This is a genomic window from Pannonibacter sp. Q-1, assembly GCF_054073275.1.
Window position 1 is genome coordinate 488,745 of sequence record NZ_JBSXNB010000002.1, and the last position, 17,944, is coordinate 506,688.

The window sequence follows — 17,944 nt, forward strand, 5'->3', positions numbered from 1 at the left end:
GCATGTTTCCCCGTCCCATCCAGCAACTCCCGGCCCCGGCCCGGGCGCTTTACAAGGCGGCCCTGCCGGTTGCGCTCGTCCTGTGGTTGCTGCCGCTTCTGGGCGTGGCGCTCACCTCGCTGCGCCCCTCCTCCGATCTGGCGTCCGGCAACTATTTCGGCATGCCCTCGGCCATCGCCTTCGAGAACTATGTCACCATCTTCCGCAACTCGCCCATCGCGGCCTATATCCTCAACAGCTTCAAGGTGACGATCCCCACCGTCATCGGTGCCGTGGCGCTGTCCTGCATGACGGGCTTTGCGCTCGCCATCTACAGGTTCCGCTCCAACCTGCTTGTCTTCTTCCTGTTCGTGGCGGGCAATTTCGTGCCCTTCCAGATCCTGATGGTGCCGGTGCGCGACCTGACGCTGCAGATGGGGCTTTACGACACGATCACCGGCCTTGCCCTGTTCCACATCGCCTTCCAGACCGGCTTCTGCACCCTGTTCATGCGCAACTTCATCAAGGCCCTGCCCTATGAGCTGATCGAGGCGGCGCGGGTGGAGGGCGTGAGCGAAGTGAGAATCTTCTGGTACGTGGTCATGCCCCTGATGCGCCCGGCCATTGCCGCCCTGTCGGTGCTGATCTTCACCTTCATCTGGAACGACTATTTCTGGGCCATGGTGCTGACCACCGGCGCCGACACCCAGCCGGTCACCGCCGGGCTCAACTCGCTCAACGGCCAGTGGATTGCCGCCTGGCACCTCGTTTCCGCCGGGTCGATCATCGCCGCCCTGCCCCCTGTGCTCATGTTCTTCCTCATGCAGAAACACTTCATCGCCGGCCTGACGCTGGGAGCCGTGAAATGACCGGGAACACCGCACAGCACTGGCGCCTTGATTGCGCAGGACAAAGCCTTGTCCTCACCTCCTCCGGCGGCGTGCCGGAGGCCATCTACTGGGGTCCGGCCCTGCCGCAGGAGGAGGACCTTGAAGCTCTCGTAGCGGCCAGCCGGTCTGATCTCACCGGCGGCATGCTGGATGCCCTGCCCCCGCTCAGCCTCTGTCCGGTGCAGGGCAACGACTGGCAGGGCCAGCCGGGCCTCGTGCTGCGCTCTGCTGAGGGTGAGCTGCTGCAGCCCCGCTTTGCCTTCCGTGAAGCGCGCCAATGCGCCGGACGGCTGGAACTGATCTCCGCCGCCGCAGGCCTCACCCTCACCCATGTGATCGAGGCGGCTGAGACCGGCGTTCTCGTGCTGCGCACCCGGCTGGAGTCCGTTGCGCCTGTCCGCGTCGACTGGCTGGCCGCGCCCGTGCTGCCAGTGCCGCAGAGTGCAGACCAGATCCTTGATCCGGCCGGCAAGTGGATCGGCGAATTCCGCATGCAGTCCACGCTCTGGACCACCGGCATCCGCCAGCGCGAAGCGCGCACCGGCCGCTCCGGTCAGGAACACCCGCCCTATGCGCTGTTCACGGAACCGGGCTGCCGCAACACCTCAGGCGAGGTGCGCGCCCTTCATTACGCCTGGCCCGGCGGGCACCGCTTTGTGGCCGAAGAGCTTTACGACGGGCGCAGGCAGGTGCAGTTCGGCCATGCCAGTAACAGCGAGCGCGAAGCTGGAACCTGCTTTGAAACGGCAGCCCTCATCGCCGCCGTTTCCACGTCCGGCCTCAACGGCATTGCCACGCTCTTCCAGCGCGACATCCACGACCGGGTGGTGACATGGCCCGATCCGGCCCGCCCCCGGCCCGTGCATTACAACTGCTGGGAAGCCATCTACTTTGACCACGAACTTTCCGCCCTCACCGAAATCGCCGCCAAGGCGGCCGCCATCGGGGCGGAGCGTTTCGTGCTGGATGACGGCTGGTTCGGCCGGCGCGATGATGACACCACGAGCCTTGGCGACTGGGTCGTCGACCGGCGCAAATGGCCGGACGGGCTGACGCCGCTGATCGAGGCCGTTCACAAGCTGGGGATGCGTTTCGGCCTGTGGTTCGAGCCGGAAATGGTGAGCGAGGACAGCGACCTTTACCGCGCCCATCCGGACTGGATCCTTGGCCCCGCAAACCAGACCCGCGGACGCAACCAGCTGGTGCTGAACATGGCGCTGGAGCCGGTGCGCGATCACCTGTTCGGGGCGATCTCCGCCCTGCTCTCCACCTACGCCATCGACTACATCAAGTGGGATCACAACCGCCTGCTTCCCGTGGTGGACGCAGCGCAGGCGCGCGGCACGCTGTCGCTGCTGGCACGGCTGCGCGCCGCTCATCCGGCGGTCGAGATCGAAAGCTGCGCCTCCGGCGGCGGGCGGATTGATGCCGGCATCCTCACCCACACCCAGCGGGTCTGGCTTTCGGACAGCAACGACGCACTTGAGCGCCTGCGCATCCAGCATGATGCGGCGCTGTTCCTGCCCGCTTCAGTCACCGGCAGTCATGTGGGCCCGCGCCACTGCCACACCTCGGGCCGGGTTCTGTCCATGAGCCTGCGCGCCCGCGTGGCCGCCCAGCGGCACATGGGTTTCGAGATGGACCTGCGCGAGCTTGATCCGGAAGAGACGGCCGTTCTGACCGCCGTCACCGGTTGGTGGAAGGCCAACCGGGACTGGCTGATGCGCGCGGACATCCTGCGCCTTGATGCGGCGGACCCGTCCGTCACCGCCGAAATGCAGCTGGCGCGGGATGGCAGCCGCTTCGTGCTGTCCTCCGGTCAGGCGGCAGCGCCCGCACAGGCCCTGCCCCGCCAGCTGAAGCTGACCGGGCTGGATCCGGCGGCGCGCTACCGGCTGACGCTGCTCAACCCGGAAGATGCACCGCCCCAGTCGCGCGGGGCCTGCGCCCTGAAGAGCGGGCCGGTGACGCTCTCCGGGGCCGCGCTGATGCAACAGGGCATCATGCTGCCCGTGGCATGGCCGGGCACGCTTTTCACGGTGGAAGGAACCCGTCTGTGAGGCCGGACGGCTTGTCCGGCCGGTCTTTCCTTTCGCATAAGGCATGGACTGAAATATCAGAGGCGGCAAGCGCAGCAGCGAAGTCCGTCCGCAGGAACCTGAAGAGGCTACATCATGAACGCACAGCCGGTCTTTCCCGATCTCAAGGGCGCATCCGTTTTCATCACTGGCGGCGGCTCCGGCATTGGCGCAAGTCTGACGGAAGCCTTCCTGCGGCAGGGCTGCAAGGTGGCCTTCGTGCAGCGCTCCGATGCCTCGGGCTTTTGTGACGAGATGGAAGCAAAAACCGGCAGCCGCCCGCTGTTCCTGCCCTGTGACATCACCGATATCGACGCCCTGAAGGGCGCGATTGCCAAGGCGGCGGAAGCCCATGGCACGATCACCGTGCTCGTCAACAACGCCGCCAACGACCAGCGCCACAACACGCTGGACGTAACGCCGGAGTACTGGGACTGGGCCATGGCCATCAACCTGAAGGCCTATTTCTTTGCGGCGCAAGCGGTCATCCCCGGCATGCAGAAGGCGGGCGGCGGCTCGATCATCAATTTCAGCTCCATCAGCTACATGATGGGCAATGGCGGCTATCCGGCCTACACCTCTGCCAATTCCGGCATCAACGGCCTGACCCGCAGCCTTGCCCGCGACTTCGGCCCCGACCGCATCCGCGTCAACGCACTCGCCCCCGGCTGGGTGCTGACGCAGAAGCAGAAAGATCTCTGGGTGACGCCGGAAGGCCTTGCCGCCCATGTGGAGCGCCAGTGCCTGAAGGACACGCTGGCGCCGGAAGACATCACCGGCGGCTGCCTGTTCCTGGCCTCCTCCGCCTCGAAGATGATGACCGGACAGGCCCTCGTCATTGACGGCGGCGTGGTGGTGACGGGATGAGCGAAGAGGTTTCCCCTGAGTGGATTGCCGCTGACTGGGGCACAACGCATCTGCGCGTCTTCGCCATGGAAGGAGCCCGCGTTCTGGCGCAGGCCTCCTCGCCCAAGGGCATGGCAAGCCTTGCAAGAGACGAGTTCGAGGGCGCGCTGCTGGAACTGATCGCCGATTGGCTGCCAGTGGGACGCAAGACGCTGGTGATTGCCTGCGGCATGGTCGGCAGCCGTCAGGGCTGGGTCGAAGCACCCTATGCCACAGTCCCCTGCCCGCCGCTGCAGGCCAGCGCCATGGTTGAGGCCCCCGTTGCTGACCCGCGCCTGTCGGTCTGGATCATTCCAGGCCTCAGCCAGACCATGCCTGCCGATGTGATGCGCGGTGAGGAAACCCAGATCGCCGGTTTTCTGGCCGGCAACCCCGGCTTTTCCGGAACGCTCTGCCTGCCCGGCACCCACAGCAAATGGGTGCGGATCGATGGCGGCACGGTCACGTCCTTCAGCACCTTCATGACGGGCGAACTCTTCGCGCTTCTGTCCAAATCCTCTGTTCTGCGCCATGGCATGGCGGATGAGGGCTGGGATGCGGAGGCCTTTGCAGGTGGTGTGACAGCCAGCCTTGCCCGGCCGGACATGCTGGCAGCCGCCCTCTTCCCGCTGCGGGCAGAGGGACTGCTGCATGGCCTTGGTGCAGCTTCGGCCCGTGCGCGCCTGTCCGGCCTCATCATCGGCGCGGAGATCGCGGCAGTGCGGCAGGACGTCTCAGGAGACGTCACGCTGATCGGCGCCCCGGCGCTTTCGGCGCACTATCTGGCGGCGCTGAAACTGGCGGGCCTTGACGCGCGCGCAACGGCGGGCGAAAGCCTGACACTGGCTGGACTTGGGCTTGCGCGCCGGGTCCTCACGGAAAACCAGAAAGGCTGACTGATGCGTCCCTTGATTGCCATTCTGCGCGGCATCACCCCCGCCGAAGCCCTGCCGGTGTGCGAGCGCCTGATCGCTGCCGGTTTCACCCGCATCGAGGTGCCGCTCAACTCGCCCGATCCCTTCACCAGCATCGCCGCCATGGTGCGCGAGTTCGGCGACAGCGCCATCATCGGCGCAGGCACCGTGCTGACGGTGGAGGACGTGATGAAGCTCTCCGACACCGGCGCCCGCATGGCCGTGTCGCCGAACTGCGATCCGTCCGTCATCCGCGCCACCAAGATTGCCCGCATGCAGTCCTTCCCCGGCGTGATGACCCCGACCGAATGTTTCGCCGCCCTGCAGGCGGGCGCCGACGGGTTGAAGCTCTTCCCGGCCGGTCTTCTGGGCTCTGAAGGCGTCAAGGCCATCCGCGCCGTGCTGCCGAAGGAAACCCGGCTCTATGCGGTGGGCGGCGCCGGACCGGACAATTTCGCCGACTGGCTGAAGGTGGGCGTTGATGGCTTCGGCATCGGCACCGCACTCTATGTGCCGGGGCTGACGGTCGGAGACGTTGAAACCCGCGCCCGCGCCATGGTGCAGGCCTTCGACATTGCCAAGGGGGGCGCAAGATGAGTTCTGCAGCTTCCCCCGTCTTCGATGCCACCGTCTTTGATGCCACTGTCTGCGAACTGGGCGAAGGCCCGCTGTGGCACCCGCTGCGCCGCCAGCTTTTCTGGTTCGACATTCTGAACAAGAGCCTGCTGACCCAGGAAAACGACCACACCCGCATCTACCGTTTCGAGACGCTGGTTTCGGCGGCCGGATGGGTGGACGAGCGCAAGCTGCTGATCGCCAGCGACCGGGAGCTGTTCTCCTTCGACGTCGAAACGGGCGCGGCCCGCACGGTCTGCGCGCTGGAAGCGGACAATCCGGCCACTCGCTCCAACGATGGCCGCGCCGACCCCTATGGCGGCTTCTGGATCGGCACCATGGGCAAGAACGCCGAAAAGGATGCCGGTGCCATCTACCGCTGGTACCGGGGCGCACTGCGCAAGCTGTTTGCGCCCATCACCATTTCCAATTCCATCGCCTTTGCCCCGGATGGTGAGACGGCCTTCTTCTCCGACACGGTCACTGGCCGCGTCATGCGCGTGGCGCTGGATGAGGCCGGCTGGCCGAAGGGCGAGCCGGAGGTCTTCCTCGACCTGACCTCCGAAGGCCGCAATCCGGACGGGGCCGTGGTAGATGAAAGCGGTCTTCTGTGGCTGGCGGAATGGGGCTCCTCCCGCGTTGCCGCCTACGCGCCGGATGGCAGCTTCGTGCGGGCCATCACGTTTGATGCGCCCCATACCAGCTGCCCGGCCTTTGGCGGGGATGACCTTGGCACCCTGTTCTGCACCAGCGCCCGTCAGGGCCTCGGCGCCAGTGCAAGGGCTGCAAAGCCGCTTTCCGGCATGACCTTTGCCGCCGCCAGCGGGGCGCGCGGCCAGAAAGAGCATCGAGTGAACCTGTGACCGACCGTACCCGCGCCCTTGGCGTCTGCTACTATCCCGAACACTGGCCCGCTGCCCAGTGGGCCGAAGATGCGGCCCGCATGAAGGAGATCGGCCTCACCTATGTGCGCATCGGCGAATTCGCCTGGGCGCGCATCGAGGCCGAGCCCGGCGCGCTCGACTGGAGCTGGCTGGACGAAGCCATCGGGGTTCTGGGCAAGGCAGGCCTCAAGGTGGTGCTGGGTACGCCGACCGCAACGCCGCCGCGCTGGGTGCTGAACCGCCATCCGGACATGATCGCGCTGGACGCGCAAGGCCGCCCGCGCGGCTTCGGCTCGCGCCGCCATTACTGCTTCTCCCATGAAGGCTACCGGCAGGAATGCGCCCGCATCGTCGCGCTGATGGCCGAGCGCTATGGCCGCAACGAACATGTGGCCGCCTGGCAGACCGACAATGAATACGGCTGCCACGACACCATCCTCAGCTATTCCACCGCTGCCCGCGATGCCTTTCGCAACTGGCTGGCGCGCAAGTATCAGTCGCCGCAGGCGCTGAACCGGGCCTGGGGCAATGTGTTCTGGTCGATGGACTATGCCGGTTTCGAGGAAATAGACCTGCCGAACCTGACCGTGACCGAGCCGAACCCGGCCCATGTCATGGACTTCCGCCGCTTTTCCTCCGATCAGGTGGTCAGCTTCAACCGGCTGCAGACGGACATCATCCGCCGCCATTCCGATGCGCCCATTGCCCACAACTACATGGGCCGCATCGTCGAATTCGATCATTTCGCGGTGGGCGCCGACCTCGACATCGCCAGCTGGGATGCCTATCCGATCGGCTTCCTGTCCGACCGGCTGGAGGCAAGCCCCGAGCACAAGCGCCGCTATCTGCGCCAGGGCGATCCCGATTTTCAGGCCTTCCACCACGATCTCTACCGCGCCGTCGGCAAGGGCCGCTGGTGGATCATGGAGCAGCAGCCCGGCCCGGTGAACTGGGCGCCCTACAACCCCGACCCGCTGCCCGGCATGGCACGGCTCTGGGCCTGGGAAGCCTTTGCCCATGGGGCGGAAGCGGTGTGCTATTTCCGCTGGCGGCAGGCACCTTTCGCGCAGGAGCAGATGCATGCCGGCCTGCTGCGCCCCGACAGCGCCGCCGCCCCCGCCTATCATGAGGCAGCACAAGTCGCCGATGAGCTGAAGGCCCTGCCCGTCACCGCTGTGGCAAAGGCAAAGGTGGCTCTCGTCTTCGACTACGAAAGCGCCTGGGCCTGGACAATCCAGCCGCAGGGCAAGGATTTCGATTACTTCGCCCTGCTGTTCCATGTCTACAAGGGTCTGCGCCGCCTTGGCCTTTCCGTCGATATCCTGCCGCCCACGGCGCAGGATTTCAGCGGCTACAGCCTTGTGCTGGTGCCGGGGCTTTTCACCCTGACAGAGACGCAGAAGGGCGCGCTGGCTGGCTCAGGTGCCACCGTCATTGCCGGGCCGCGCTTCAATTCCAAGACGCCGGACTTCACCATACCCGTGCCGCTGCCGCCCGCCCTGCCGGGGCTGGACTGCCTTGTGGCCCGCGTCGAAAGCCTGCCGCCTACGGCGCCCGTACCGCTTGTGTCGGGCGGTGCCTTCACCGGCTGGCGCGAAGTGCTGGAAGGAACTGCAGAAGTGGTGGAAGAGGCCGTGGACGGCACGCCTGCCGCGATGCGCGCAGGCAACATGACCTATCTCGGCGGCTGGCCTGACGAGGAAGCCCTCGACCGCATCCTGCGCAGCGCCGTCATCGAGGCCGGGCTTGAGTTTACGGACATGCCGGAAGGCATCCGCCAGCGCGACACGGCCACGCACCGCTTCCTCTTCAACTACGGCCCCGAACCGGTCCACTTCGCCGGGCACCACATTCCGGCAGCCGGTGCGGTCTGGATGCCGCTCGTCTGAGAAGGCAGGTCAGGACAGAAGCTCCCCCACACACAAGAAATGTGATGGGGGACTTTCTGATGGCCAGCGCCTTTTCAGACATGCAATCTTGGATCGAGAGCAAAGCGCTCCTGCTGCACGTCCTCAAAATGCCCTGCCGCACGCACCGCATCGAAGATCAGGTTCCAGCTGTGTCGGGACACAGCGGAGGGCACCAGCAAGAACAGATGCTCACGCAGCAGCTTATCACCGAAGGCCTGCTGGCCCGGCCCGTGGCTTCCCGGTACGAGCCAGTTGGGATTGGGAACATCATCCGGCTGAACAATATGAACGCTGGAGAGGTCAATCACCCGTGCGCAGGTCAGGACATGGGGCACGGTATCCAGCGCCTTGAAGCCTTTGTGGACCGCAACCTCAAGAATGGCGGTCGAGGGATCAACCGATGTGTAGACCGCCCGCACGCCCCTTGAATTCCAGCGGCCGCCGGCCAGAAAAGCCCCCTCGCCCGAACTCCAGCTGCCGGCATGCCGCTCATGGTCCAGCCGCCAGAAACGCAGCTCAACCGGCCCCAAGGGAGCGGGCAAGCGCATCAGGTATAGACCCCGTATTCCAGCCGCGTCAGATAAGTGCCGACAGCCTCTGCTCCTGCGGCCGAGGCCAGCAGATCCACCGGCCTACGGTTGTTGAGCCCGATGGCAGGTTCGACAAGCCACATTTCTGCCGCGTCCTGACTGCCCAGAATGTCCGTTGCCTGTGCCAGGATCTCGGCAAACCGCCACGCGCGGCTGCTCTGTTCCGGTGACAGCAGCGTATCCTGCGCATCCGCTTTCCGGCGCTGCAGGGTGCGGATGCTGATGCCGATGGCCTTGTTGAGCACGTCCCCCGTCGACAGCACGCGCACGCCATCGACGAGATGAAGCAGCGACCTTGCCGGAATCCCCTCCACGATCATGTCATGGGCATCAAGCTGGTCATGGACTGCGCGCTTCATGATCCTGCGGCCGCCCAGCAGGTGGAAGGCGCGGACCGTTCCGCTCCCGGACTTGGGGGCGCGGCCTCTTGGGGATGGTGTGTCTTGCAGGACTGTGGCCGTCATCAGGATCTCCCGTCGCCATGTGTCACTAACAAGGTGACACTCGTCGCAGGCCGTTTCAAGGCAATCCTGCGGGCGGAGAGACACAGCCCGCTCAGGAGACCTTGATCAAAGGAGACTTGCAGAAGGTAAGGTGTGGCGGCCGGCGCGGGACTGCCAATCCGAGGAGGCCACTCATCGGGCAGACACCGCGCCGGCCTTGCCCCACGGACCCAGGAGATGCGGCGGACCCAGGCGCTCCGTAGGGTATTCAGTTCAATCAGCTGAAATAAATGCCCTGCTTTCCCGCAGGTGCCCTTTAAATACAGGAATTACAGTAGCGAATCGGCATGGGAAATCAATCAGCGCAGCTGCCACATCAGTCAAATCGTAAAAAGTTAGTAAACTTGTAACCTTAATTCACGCACCAGCCCTTGCGGAAACCCGTGAGCCTCCGCAGAAGGTGCAGAACGGCGTGAGGATCACGCCTCTCCCAGATAGGAGCGCACCGTCTCCAGGAACTTGGTCACGGAGATCGGCTTGGAGATATAGGCCTCGCAGCCCCCCTGCCGGATGCGCTCTTCATCGCCCTTCATGGCGAAGGCGGTGACGGCGATGACCGGGATGGTGCACAGGTCGTCGTCTTCCTTGATCCACTTGGTCACTTCCAGCCCCGACACTTCGGGCAGCTGGATATCCATCAGAATCAGGTCCGGCCGGTACTTGCGGGCCAGCTCCAGCGCTTCAATGCCGGTGCGGGTCTGCAGCGTGCCATAGCCATGTGCTTCCAGAAGGTCGTGAAACAGCTTCATGTTGAGTTCGTTGTCTTCAACGATCAGCACGGTCTTGGACATGCAAAACAGCCTTCGCCGGTCACGGCACGGAGGGAAACGGCAACAGGAGAGATGACGGCGCAGCACCGATTGGCTGGCGTCTCTCCCCTGCCCGCATTACTTAAGAACAAATGGTAGCGCGGATTCGTTTCGGAAAGGCAAAAATGCAATGGCAATTCCTGAGTCTCGGAGCATGAGCTTTGAAAAAGCAGAAGAAATGGCCTTGGACGCGCTTTTGCACCTGACGCGCGACCCGGAATTGACGGGCCGGTTCCTTGCGCTCTCCGGTATCGGGCCGGAATCGATTCGCTCTGCGGCTGCGGAGCCTGGATTTCTGGCAGGTGTTCTTGAGTTTTTCATGACGGATGAGCCGCTGCTTCTCACCTATTGCGAGAATTCCGGCGTCCGCCCCACCTTGATTGCCGCCGCGCGCTATGTGCTGGCCGGCGACCCGGACGCCTGAGCGCCCCATGTCCACATTAACCGCCCCCGGCCGGGGTGTCCTCGACCAGATCTCCCTGCTGCCCCGCTCTCCCCGCCCGCTGATCATCTGCGACGTGGACGAGGTGGTGCTGCACATGATCCTGCATCTGGAGGAATTCCTGGCCGCGCGCGGCCTCGTGTTCCTCGCCTATAGCTACCGGCTGACCGGCAACATCGCTGAAGAGGCCTCCGGCCGGCTGCTGGGCGCGGACGAAGTGCACCGGCTGGTACAGGGATTTTTCGAGGACATCGCGGACCGGCAGACCATCGTCGATGGCGCAGCCCCGGCCCTCACCCGCCTGTCGGAAGCCTTCGAGATCGTCTTTCTCACCAATCTGCCAGGCGTTGCCAACAAACCCTTGCGCGAAAAGCTGCTGGCCGCCCATGGGCTGACCTTTCCGGTCGTCACCAATTCCGGCCCCAAGGGCGGAGCTGTCGCGGCGCTCTCTGCCGGGCGCGGCCAGCCGGTCGTCTTCATCGATGACAGCCCGCAGAATCTGCAGTCGGTGGCGCAGGCGCTGCCCTCGGCGCGGCTGATCCAGTTCGTGGCCGATGCCCGTTTCCGCCAAGCGCTCGATCCCCTACCCGGCCTTGATCTTGTCTCCGGCGACTGGCTTGAGACAGAAGCCCATATCAGGACTATGATCGCCTCCCGGTAGGATCAGGGCCAAAGGCATGGGTGAAGCGGGCAGCACAGACGCAGCAGCGGCGGGGCAGCGCCCCCGGCCGCTTTGCCGTGACTGCGGCGCAAGGCCGGAGCCCGGACGCCAGCGCTGCAAGGCCTGCGGCAGCCCGCGCCTTGTCAGCCATCCGGAGCTGGACCAGCTCGCAATCGCCCATATCGACTGCGACGCCTTCTATGCCTCCATCGAAAAGCGCGACAATCCGGAGCTGCGCGACCTGCCCGTCATCGTCGGCGGCGGCCAGCGCGGCGTTGTCTCCACCTGCTGCTACATCGCCCGCATCCACGGGGTGCGCTCGGCCATGCCCATGTACAAGGCGCTGGAAGCCTGCCCGGATGCGGTGGTGATCAAGCCCAACATGGCCAAATACGCCGAAACCGGGCGGCTGGTACGCGAGCGGATGCTGGCGCTGACGCCGCTGGTGGAGCCGCTGTCCATCGACGAGGCGTTTCTCGATCTCACCGGCACCACCCGGCTGCATCACGCCACGCCCGCCGAAGTGCTGGCCCGCTTCATCCGCGAACTGGAGAGCGAGGTGGGCATCACCGCCTCCGTGGGCCTTGCCCCCAACAAGTTCCTCGCCAAGATCGCCTCGGACCTCGACAAGCCGCGCGGCTTTTCGGTGATCGGCTCGGCGGAAGCCAAGAGCTTTCTGGCGGAACGGCCCGTCGGCCTCATCTGGGGCGTCGGCAAGGTGTTTCAGGGCAAGCTCGCCAGCGACGGCATCACCACCATCGGCCAGTTGCAAGGAATGGACCCGTCCGACCTCATCCGCCGCTATGGCACCATGGGCCTGAGGCTTGCAAAACTCTGCCAGGGCGAGGATGACCGCAGCGTCTCGCCGGAGCGGGAGACCAAGAGCATCAGCGCCGAAACCACCTTCGACAAGGATATCGCCCAGGTGCCGGTGCTGCGCCCCATCCTGCGCGACCTGTCGGAAAAGGTGTCGCGGCGCATGAAGAAGGCGGGCTTTGCCGGACGCACCGTCACGCTGAAGCTGAAGACGGGCGACTTCCGCACGATCACCCGCTCCCGCCAGCTGTCCAGCCCGACGCAGTTGGCCGGACGCATCTTCGCGCTGGGGGACGAGCTTCTGGCGGACGCCGCCAAGGGCCAGCACTTCCGTCTCATCGGCATCGGCCTGTCGGATCTATGCGATGCAGACCTTGCCGATCCGGCCGATCTTGTCGATCAGGAAGCCGGCCGTCAGGCAAAGGCCGAGCGGGCCATCGACGCCTTGCGCGAGAAATTCGGCCTCACTGCCGTCGAAACGGGATTAACTCACGCAGCCAAGCTGAAACGGCGGCCGGAGGTGGAGTAAACCCGCCCTTTCCTCCTGCCTGAACAAAGCACCCAGCCCCTCTCCATCGTCTTCCCGGACGCGCTTGCGCGATCCGGGAGCGGTGAGCCGGGGTGTTGGTTGGATTTCGACGGACCAGAGCCGAAAGGCCTTGGCTCACCGGTACCGGATCTTCGCTTCGCTTTCGTCCGGTATGACGAAGGAGAGGTTGTACCTGCCTCGCAGGCAGCTCTCCCCCGCGCTTACTTCTTGCAGGGAGCGGCCGCCGGGAGGGCCTCGAAATTGGTCAGCTTGCCTTCCAGCTTGAAGTCGCCGTAGTCGAGCTTCAGCTTGCGGCTGACGCCGTTTTCATAGAGAAGGAAGCTGATCTGGTAGACGGGCGTTGCCTCGCCGCCATGGTCGAGTTCCGGATCGAAATAGGCAATTGTCACCGGCCAGCGCTGGCCCGCCCCGATGCCGGACACGGCCTTGGCCTCTTCCTCGCCCGGCGCATCCTCACCTGATTGCGGCGCGCCGATGACGGCCGCGGTGCCATAGACCTTTTCACCCGTCTCCGCCCCGTCGAACACATCCGCCTCGAAGAAGGAGCCGCCCTCTCGGGCCGCGTTGATCAGCGCCTGAATGTGGGAGATCGGGTAGTAGACATCCTTGCCCGTCTCGACCTTCTTCTCCTCAGGCTCGGTGAGGCTGATGGTCAGGCGGTTGTCCTTTTCCTCGGCCGTGCCACGGGTTTCCATGGTCAGCGTCTGGCCGGAATAGGTCTGGCTGAGGAACTCCAGCGTGTTGGCGTCCGGTTCCTCAAAGGTGGAATTGCGCAGATCGGTGATGCTGGAGGTGCCGCTGTCATCCACGAAGCGGGTGACGATGCGCAGATTGACCGAATAGCCCTCGCAGGCCGAGCCCGTCATTTCATAGACCATACGCCCGGTGATGTCGGAAATGCTGACACCATCGCCCGCATCCGACAGCTTCATGTCATAGACGGCGCGGTGCGGAATCAGCGGCAGTGGTCCGGACTGGGCGGAAGCAGCGGCGCTGCCCGCCCCCGCAAGCCCGATCATGCCGGACAGAAAGATTGGCCAGGCGCGCCAGGATCCCTTGAAGATAGGAACGGCTGCTCGTTTTCCCGACATCAATCACTCCTCATCGAACCCATGAACTGTCAGCCAACAGCCCTTTCCCTAGCACACTCGCTGGCAATTCGGGCAAGTTTGAAGCAGCGCGGAACAAGTTTGCCCCCAAAGATGCTGCAAGTCAGCTTCCCGCCCTCAGTTTCGGACGGCTGAAAGCCCGGAAGCCCTTGCCGGGCGTGTAAATTTGCGCAATCACTGGCGCCGGTTCCCGCCCCTTTTCAGAGGAAGATTCCATGTCTGGTACCATCGAAGCCCGCCTTGCCGAACTCGGCGTCACCCTGCCGGTTCCCGTCGCGCCGCAGGCCAATTATGTTCCGGTGGTGCGCACCGGCAACCTGCTGTTCATCGCCGGCCAGATTCCGATCGGCCCGAACGGCATCGAATATGTCGGCAAGGTCGGCGCGGAATTCAGCGTTGAGGAAGGTGCCGCCTGCGCCCGCCTGTGCGCGATCAACATCCTCGCCCAGACCAAGTCCGCCATCGGTGACCTCGACAAGGTCGTGCGTGTCGTCAAGCTGACCGGCATGATCAACTCCACGCCGGAGTTCATCCAGCAGTCGCAGGTCGTCAACGGCTGCTCCGACTTTATCGTCGACGTGTTCGGTGACAAGGGCCGCCATGCCCGCACCTCCGTCTCCGTCGCCTCCCTGCCCTTCGGCGTTGCCGTCGAGGTCGAGGCTGTCATCGAAGTCGAATAATCTTCGGCTAAAGCTCCGGGCGGGCAGCCCGCCCGGACCTGTTTCCCCCTTGCTGCGGCCATTGCCGCCATTCCGGATCATTCCCCATGACCGATCATTCCTGGATCGTCTCCCGCCCGATTGCCCACCGCGGCTTCCATACGGCTTCCGCCGGCATCATGGAAAACAGCCCCACCGCCATTGCCGAGGCGATGACGCGCAACTACGCCATCGAGGTGGACGTGCAGGAAACCGCCGACGGCCGGGCACTTGTGTTCCATGATGATGATCTGGACCGGCTGGCGGAAGGCACGGGGCCTGTGCTCGCCCGCACCGCTGCCGAGCTGACCGCCATCCGCATGCAGAAGGGCACGGACCGGCTGTGGCTGCTGGAAGAGCTGCTGGAACAGGTGAACGGCAAGGTGACACTGGTCGTCGAGATCAAATCCCTGATGAAACCGGATGCCCAGGCGGATTTCGTGCGCAGTGTCGCCGATACGGTGCGCGGCTACAAAGGCCCGCTGGTGCTGAAGTCCTTCGATCCGGACATGCTTTCGGTGCTGCGTGAGCACGCCCCGGAAATCCCGCGCGGCATCGTTGCCGACAGCACGCCCAACAAGGGCGAATACCGCCAGCTGACGCGCATGCAGCGCTTCATCCACCGCCACCTGCTGCACGCCCCGCGCACCCGGCCGCATTTCATCTCCTATCATTACAAGGACTTGCCGATGATGGGGCCGAGCATCCTGCGCAAGTTCTTCAACCTGCCGATCATGACCTGGACCGTGCGCGACCCGGCCGACCGCCAGCGCGCCCTCGCCTTTGCCGATCAGATCATTTTCGAGGGCTTTGACACCGACAAGGTGTGACCCTCTCCCGGCCGGACCCGGACACCCGCAAAATCTGCGCCCTCCCCCTTGCGCCGCGCTCTACAGGCTCTACCCTTTGAGCGGGGCGCAAACCTCCCGCGCCAGTCAGCCTTGAGGATAGCGGTCGCATGAGCGGCAACACACCGGCAGATCAGGACGGCGGCCTTGCGGTGACGCTGCGCATTGCCAATGGCCTTGGCGGCGTTGCGGCAGAGGACTGGGACAGGCTCGCCAATCCCGGCTGGGTCATGGGTCCGGGCGGCCACCTCAAGCCTTCAGAAACTGAATCCGGCGCGGACTTCAACCCCTTTATCTGCCACGCCTTTTTGCAGGCGCTGGAGGAATCTGGCTGCGCTTCGGCGCGCACCGGCTGGGCACCGCGCCATCTGCTGCTGGAAGCGGCAGACGGCACGCTGCTGGGTGCGGTTCCGGCCTGGCTGAAAAGCCATTCGCAGGGCGAATATGTGTTCGATCACGGCTGGGCCGAGGCCTTTCACCGGGCGGGCGGGGAATATTACCCGAAGCTCCAGGTCAGCGTGCCCTTCACGCCCGCAACGGGCCGCCGCTTCCTCACCCATCCGGATCTTGACCGGGAGACCGGCATCGCGGCCCTGTCGCAGGGGCTGGTGGAGGTCTGCCGCCAGTCGGGCGCGTCCTCCGTCCACGTCACATTCCTGACGGAACCGGAATGGAACCAGCTGGGTGATGCCGGCTATCTCCTGCGCACCGACCAGCAGTTCCACTGGGAGAACCGTGGCTACGCGAGTTTTGACGGCTTCCTGGAGGAGCTTGCCTCGCGCAAGCGCAAGGCCATCCGCAAGGAGCGCAAGGAAGCCCTGTCTGCCGGCATCGAGGTGGAATGGGTGACGGGCCGCGATCTGACCGAGGCCCATTGGGATGCCTTCTTCGCCTTCTACATGGACACGGGCGCGCGCAAATGGGGCCGTCCCTATCTCAACCGGCGCTTCTTCTCGCTGGTGGGCGAGCGCATGGCGGAGCGTATCCTGCTGGTCATGGCCAAACGCGAGGGGCGCTACATCGCCGGGGCGCTGAATTTCATCGGCTCGGACACGCTGTTTGGCCGCAACTGGGGCTGCACGGAACATCACCCCTTCCTGCATTTCGAGCTTTGCTACTATCAGGCCATCGACTTTGCCATCGCCCACGGGCTGAAGGTGGTGGAAGCAGGCGCGCAAGGCGAACACAAGCTGGCGCGCGGCTACCTGCCCCGCCTCACCCGCTCCGCCCACTGGATCGCCCATCCGGGCCTTCGGGCCGCCGTCGCCGATTATCTGGAGCGGGAGCGGCGGGCGGTGGAGATGGATGCTGCCCTCCTCAGCGAACATGCCCCCTTCCGGAAGGGCGGCCAAGATCAGGCGCCGGAGGCCGCATGTGACGCAGAGTCCTCAGAGAGTTGAGAACCGCGTTTCACACACTGAGTCAGCGGCTTCACAAACAGAGTCAATGCCCCGCAAATGCCCGTTGCCCGGCTGCAAGGGTGCCGTTAGGGTGCCCGCAAACACCCTTGAACGGAGAGACTGATGACCAGCCCTGCCTATGACGACAGCAACGTCTTTGCCAAGATCCTGCGCGGCGAACTGCCCAGCCACAAGCTCTATGAAGACGGCAAGACGCTGGTGATCATGGACATCATGCCCCGTGGCGACGGCCATGTGCTGGTGATCCCCAAAGCGCCTTCCCGCAACATTCTGGATATCGCCGAGGACGACCTCTTCGCCGTCATGGCCACCGTGAAGAAGATGGCACAGGCCGTGATGAAGGCCTTCAGCGCTGACGGGACGACGATCCAGCAGTTTTCGGAAAGCGCCGGCGGTCAGGTGGTGTTCCACACCCACTTCCACGTCATCCCGCGCTTTGAAGGCGTCGCCCTGCGCCCCCACACCAGCGCCATGGCCGATCAGGCCGTGCTGGCCGAACAGGCGGAGAAGATCCGCGCCGCGCTGGCCTGAGCCACGGACGGCTGAGTTGAACGGCAAGGGCCGGAGGCAAAGACTTTACCTCCGGCCCCTTATGGGAGTTCAGCGGCCCGCCGGATCAGCCTGCGCGCGCTGCGGCAAGGGCTGCAGCAGCCGCCTCATGCTCGGCGTCCAACCGGACCTCATCGTCCAAAACCTTCTGGAAGCTCGGACGGCTGGTGATCCGTGCGGCATATTCCGTGAAGACCGGAAGCTCCGGCACCAGCTTGAACATCAGGAGCCAGCGGAAGGCTGCGCCCCAGATGATATCGGCCACCGAGATCTGGTCCCCCAGCATGTAGGGCGCCCCCTCCAGATGCGCCGCAAGGATCTCGATCACCTTGTCATATGAGCCGTAAGGCGCCGTTTCCGGCGGGATCACATTGCCCACAGCCCTGTCGACGACAGCCGGCTCGAAGGAAGCGGCATAGAAGACCATCCAGCGCATGTATTCGCCGCGGCGCGGATCGGTAAGCGCCGGCGTCAGTCCGGCCTGCGGATAGAGATCAGCCAGATAGAGCGCGATGGCAATGGCTTCGGTGACGATCGTATCGCCATGCTGCAGCGCCGGAACCTTGCCCAGCGGGTTGATCGCCCGATAGGCCGGCGACTTCAATTCGCCTGCCCGCATATTGAGGACATGGAGGTCATAGGGCATGCCGAGCTCATCCATCAGCACGCGGATGGTGCTTGAGCGGCTGCGGGGGGCATAATGAAGGATCAGCTTGCTGTCGGACATGTCGGGTTCCTGTTGTCTTGCCAGGCGGCGGATTGCCTCTTGTAGCTGCTCCCTCCTGACAGTTTC

At 64.7% G+C, this 17,944-nt stretch carries 19 protein-coding genes; 14 read left to right on the forward strand and 5 right to left on the reverse strand.

Annotation, left to right across the window (positions count from 1 at the left end; genetic code table 11):
* Positions 1-2: 2 nt before the first annotated feature.
* The 7 genes from ACVNHC_RS06195 to ACVNHC_RS06225 all read left to right on the forward strand — a co-directional run bounded on the left by ACVNHC_RS06195 (position 3) and on the right by ACVNHC_RS06225 (position 8,134).
* A complete protein-coding gene (locus ACVNHC_RS06195; RefSeq protein WP_457166738.1) occupies positions 3-848 on the forward strand; it encodes a carbohydrate ABC transporter permease in 846 nt (281 codons plus the stop codon).
* Positions 845-2,929, forward strand: a complete 2,085-nt coding sequence (locus ACVNHC_RS06200; RefSeq protein WP_457166739.1) for an alpha-galactosidase — start codon at positions 845-847, stop codon at positions 2,927-2,929. Before ACVNHC_RS06195 ends, ACVNHC_RS06200 begins: the two co-directional genes overlap by 4 nt.
* Positions 2,930-3,043: 114 nt before the next feature.
* A complete protein-coding gene (locus ACVNHC_RS06205; RefSeq protein WP_050471806.1) occupies positions 3,044-3,814 on the forward strand; it encodes an SDR family NAD(P)-dependent oxidoreductase in 771 nt (256 codons plus the stop codon).
* Entirely contained in the window at positions 3,811-4,728 is a 918-nt protein-coding gene (locus ACVNHC_RS06210; protein ID WP_457166740.1) for a 2-dehydro-3-deoxygalactonokinase, read from the forward strand. The genes ACVNHC_RS06205 and ACVNHC_RS06210 overlap by 4 nt, the downstream gene beginning before the upstream one ends.
* A gap of 3 nt (positions 4,729-4,731) precedes the next feature.
* A complete protein-coding gene (locus tag ACVNHC_RS06215) occupies positions 4,732-5,343 on the forward strand; it encodes a 2-dehydro-3-deoxy-6-phosphogalactonate aldolase (protein WP_081626031.1) in 612 nt (203 codons plus the stop codon).
* Positions 5,340-6,224: an SMP-30/gluconolactonase/LRE family protein gene (locus ACVNHC_RS06220; RefSeq protein ID WP_457166741.1), complete on the forward strand. Its 885-nt coding sequence runs from the start codon at positions 5,340-5,342 to the stop codon at positions 6,222-6,224. Before ACVNHC_RS06215 ends, ACVNHC_RS06220 begins: the two co-directional genes overlap by 4 nt.
* Positions 6,221-8,134, forward strand: coding sequence for a beta-galactosidase (locus tag ACVNHC_RS06225; protein WP_457166742.1), 1,914 nt, complete (start codon positions 6,221-6,223; stop codon positions 8,132-8,134). The genes ACVNHC_RS06220 and ACVNHC_RS06225 overlap by 4 nt, the downstream gene beginning before the upstream one ends.
* Positions 8,135-8,208: 74 nt before the next feature.
* On the opposite strand, the gene ACVNHC_RS06230 is transcribed toward ACVNHC_RS06225, so the two are convergent.
* The 3 genes from ACVNHC_RS06230 to ACVNHC_RS06240 all read right to left on the reverse strand — a co-directional run bounded on the left by ACVNHC_RS06230 (position 8,209) and on the right by ACVNHC_RS06240 (position 10,039).
* On the reverse strand, positions 8,209-8,706 hold the full coding sequence (locus tag ACVNHC_RS06230; protein WP_457166918.1) for an RES family NAD+ phosphorylase: 498 nt from the start codon (positions 8,704-8,706) through the stop codon (positions 8,209-8,211).
* Positions 8,703-9,209, reverse strand: a complete 507-nt coding sequence (gene parS / locus ACVNHC_RS06235; protein WP_058900109.1) for a type II RES/Xre toxin-antitoxin system antitoxin — start codon at positions 9,207-9,209, stop codon at positions 8,703-8,705. The genes ACVNHC_RS06230 and parS overlap by 4 nt, the downstream gene beginning before the upstream one ends.
* A 458-nt stretch (positions 9,210-9,667) precedes the next feature.
* Positions 9,668-10,039 (reverse strand): response regulator, encoded by a 372-nt coding sequence (locus ACVNHC_RS06240; RefSeq protein ID WP_050471810.1) that lies wholly within the window; start codon positions 10,037-10,039, stop codon positions 9,668-9,670.
* Positions 10,040-10,187: 148 nt separating this feature from the next.
* Here ACVNHC_RS06240 and ACVNHC_RS06245 point away from each other — a divergent pair, with 148 nt between their 5' ends.
* From ACVNHC_RS06245 to ACVNHC_RS06255, 3 genes are read left to right on the forward strand one after another with little or no spacing between them, the layout of a single operon-like run.
* Positions 10,188-10,481 carry a DUF3572 domain-containing protein gene (locus tag ACVNHC_RS06245; RefSeq protein WP_050471811.1) on the forward strand — a complete coding sequence of 98 codons (294 nt, stop codon included), beginning with the start codon at positions 10,188-10,190 and terminating at the stop codon, positions 10,479-10,481.
* Between the two features lie 7 nt (positions 10,482-10,488).
* A complete protein-coding gene (locus ACVNHC_RS06250) occupies positions 10,489-11,160 on the forward strand; it encodes a hypothetical protein (RefSeq protein ID WP_457166743.1) in 672 nt (223 codons plus the stop codon).
* Between the two features lie 16 nt (positions 11,161-11,176).
* Positions 11,177-12,505, forward strand: coding sequence for a DNA polymerase IV (locus ACVNHC_RS06255; RefSeq protein WP_457166744.1), 1,329 nt, complete (start codon positions 11,177-11,179; stop codon positions 12,503-12,505).
* Positions 12,506-12,726: 221 nt separating this feature from the next.
* On the opposite strand, the gene ACVNHC_RS06260 is transcribed toward ACVNHC_RS06255, so the two are convergent.
* Positions 12,727-13,617, reverse strand: a complete 891-nt coding sequence (locus ACVNHC_RS06260) for a cell envelope integrity EipB family protein (RefSeq protein WP_457166745.1) — start codon at positions 13,615-13,617, stop codon at positions 12,727-12,729.
* 233 nt (positions 13,618-13,850) lie between these two features.
* On the opposite strand from ACVNHC_RS06260, the gene ACVNHC_RS06265 reads away from it, so the two are divergent.
* The 4 genes from ACVNHC_RS06265 (at position 13,851) to ACVNHC_RS06280 (ending at position 17,133) form a co-directional block, all read left to right on the forward strand.
* Positions 13,851-14,315 carry a RidA family protein gene (locus tag ACVNHC_RS06265; protein WP_050471815.1) on the forward strand — a complete coding sequence of 155 codons (465 nt, stop codon included), beginning with the start codon at positions 13,851-13,853 and terminating at the stop codon, positions 14,313-14,315.
* Between the two features lie 86 nt (positions 14,316-14,401).
* Positions 14,402-15,163, forward strand: a complete 762-nt coding sequence (locus ACVNHC_RS06270) for a glycerophosphodiester phosphodiesterase family protein (protein WP_457166746.1) — start codon at positions 14,402-14,404, stop codon at positions 15,161-15,163.
* A gap of 128 nt (positions 15,164-15,291) precedes the next feature.
* Positions 15,292-16,581: a GNAT family N-acetyltransferase gene (locus tag ACVNHC_RS06275; protein ID WP_457166747.1), complete on the forward strand. Its 1,290-nt coding sequence runs from the start codon at positions 15,292-15,294 to the stop codon at positions 16,579-16,581.
* A gap of 123 nt (positions 16,582-16,704) precedes the next feature.
* Positions 16,705-17,133: an HIT family protein gene (locus ACVNHC_RS06280; protein WP_457166748.1), complete on the forward strand. Its 429-nt coding sequence runs from the start codon at positions 16,705-16,707 to the stop codon at positions 17,131-17,133.
* Positions 17,134-17,218: 85 nt separating this feature from the next.
* Here ACVNHC_RS06280 and ACVNHC_RS06285 read toward each other — a convergent pair whose 3' ends face one another.
* Entirely contained in the window at positions 17,219-17,878 is a 660-nt protein-coding gene (locus ACVNHC_RS06285) for a glutathione S-transferase family protein (RefSeq protein WP_457166749.1), read from the reverse strand.
* Positions 17,879-17,944 lie beyond the last annotated feature (66 nt).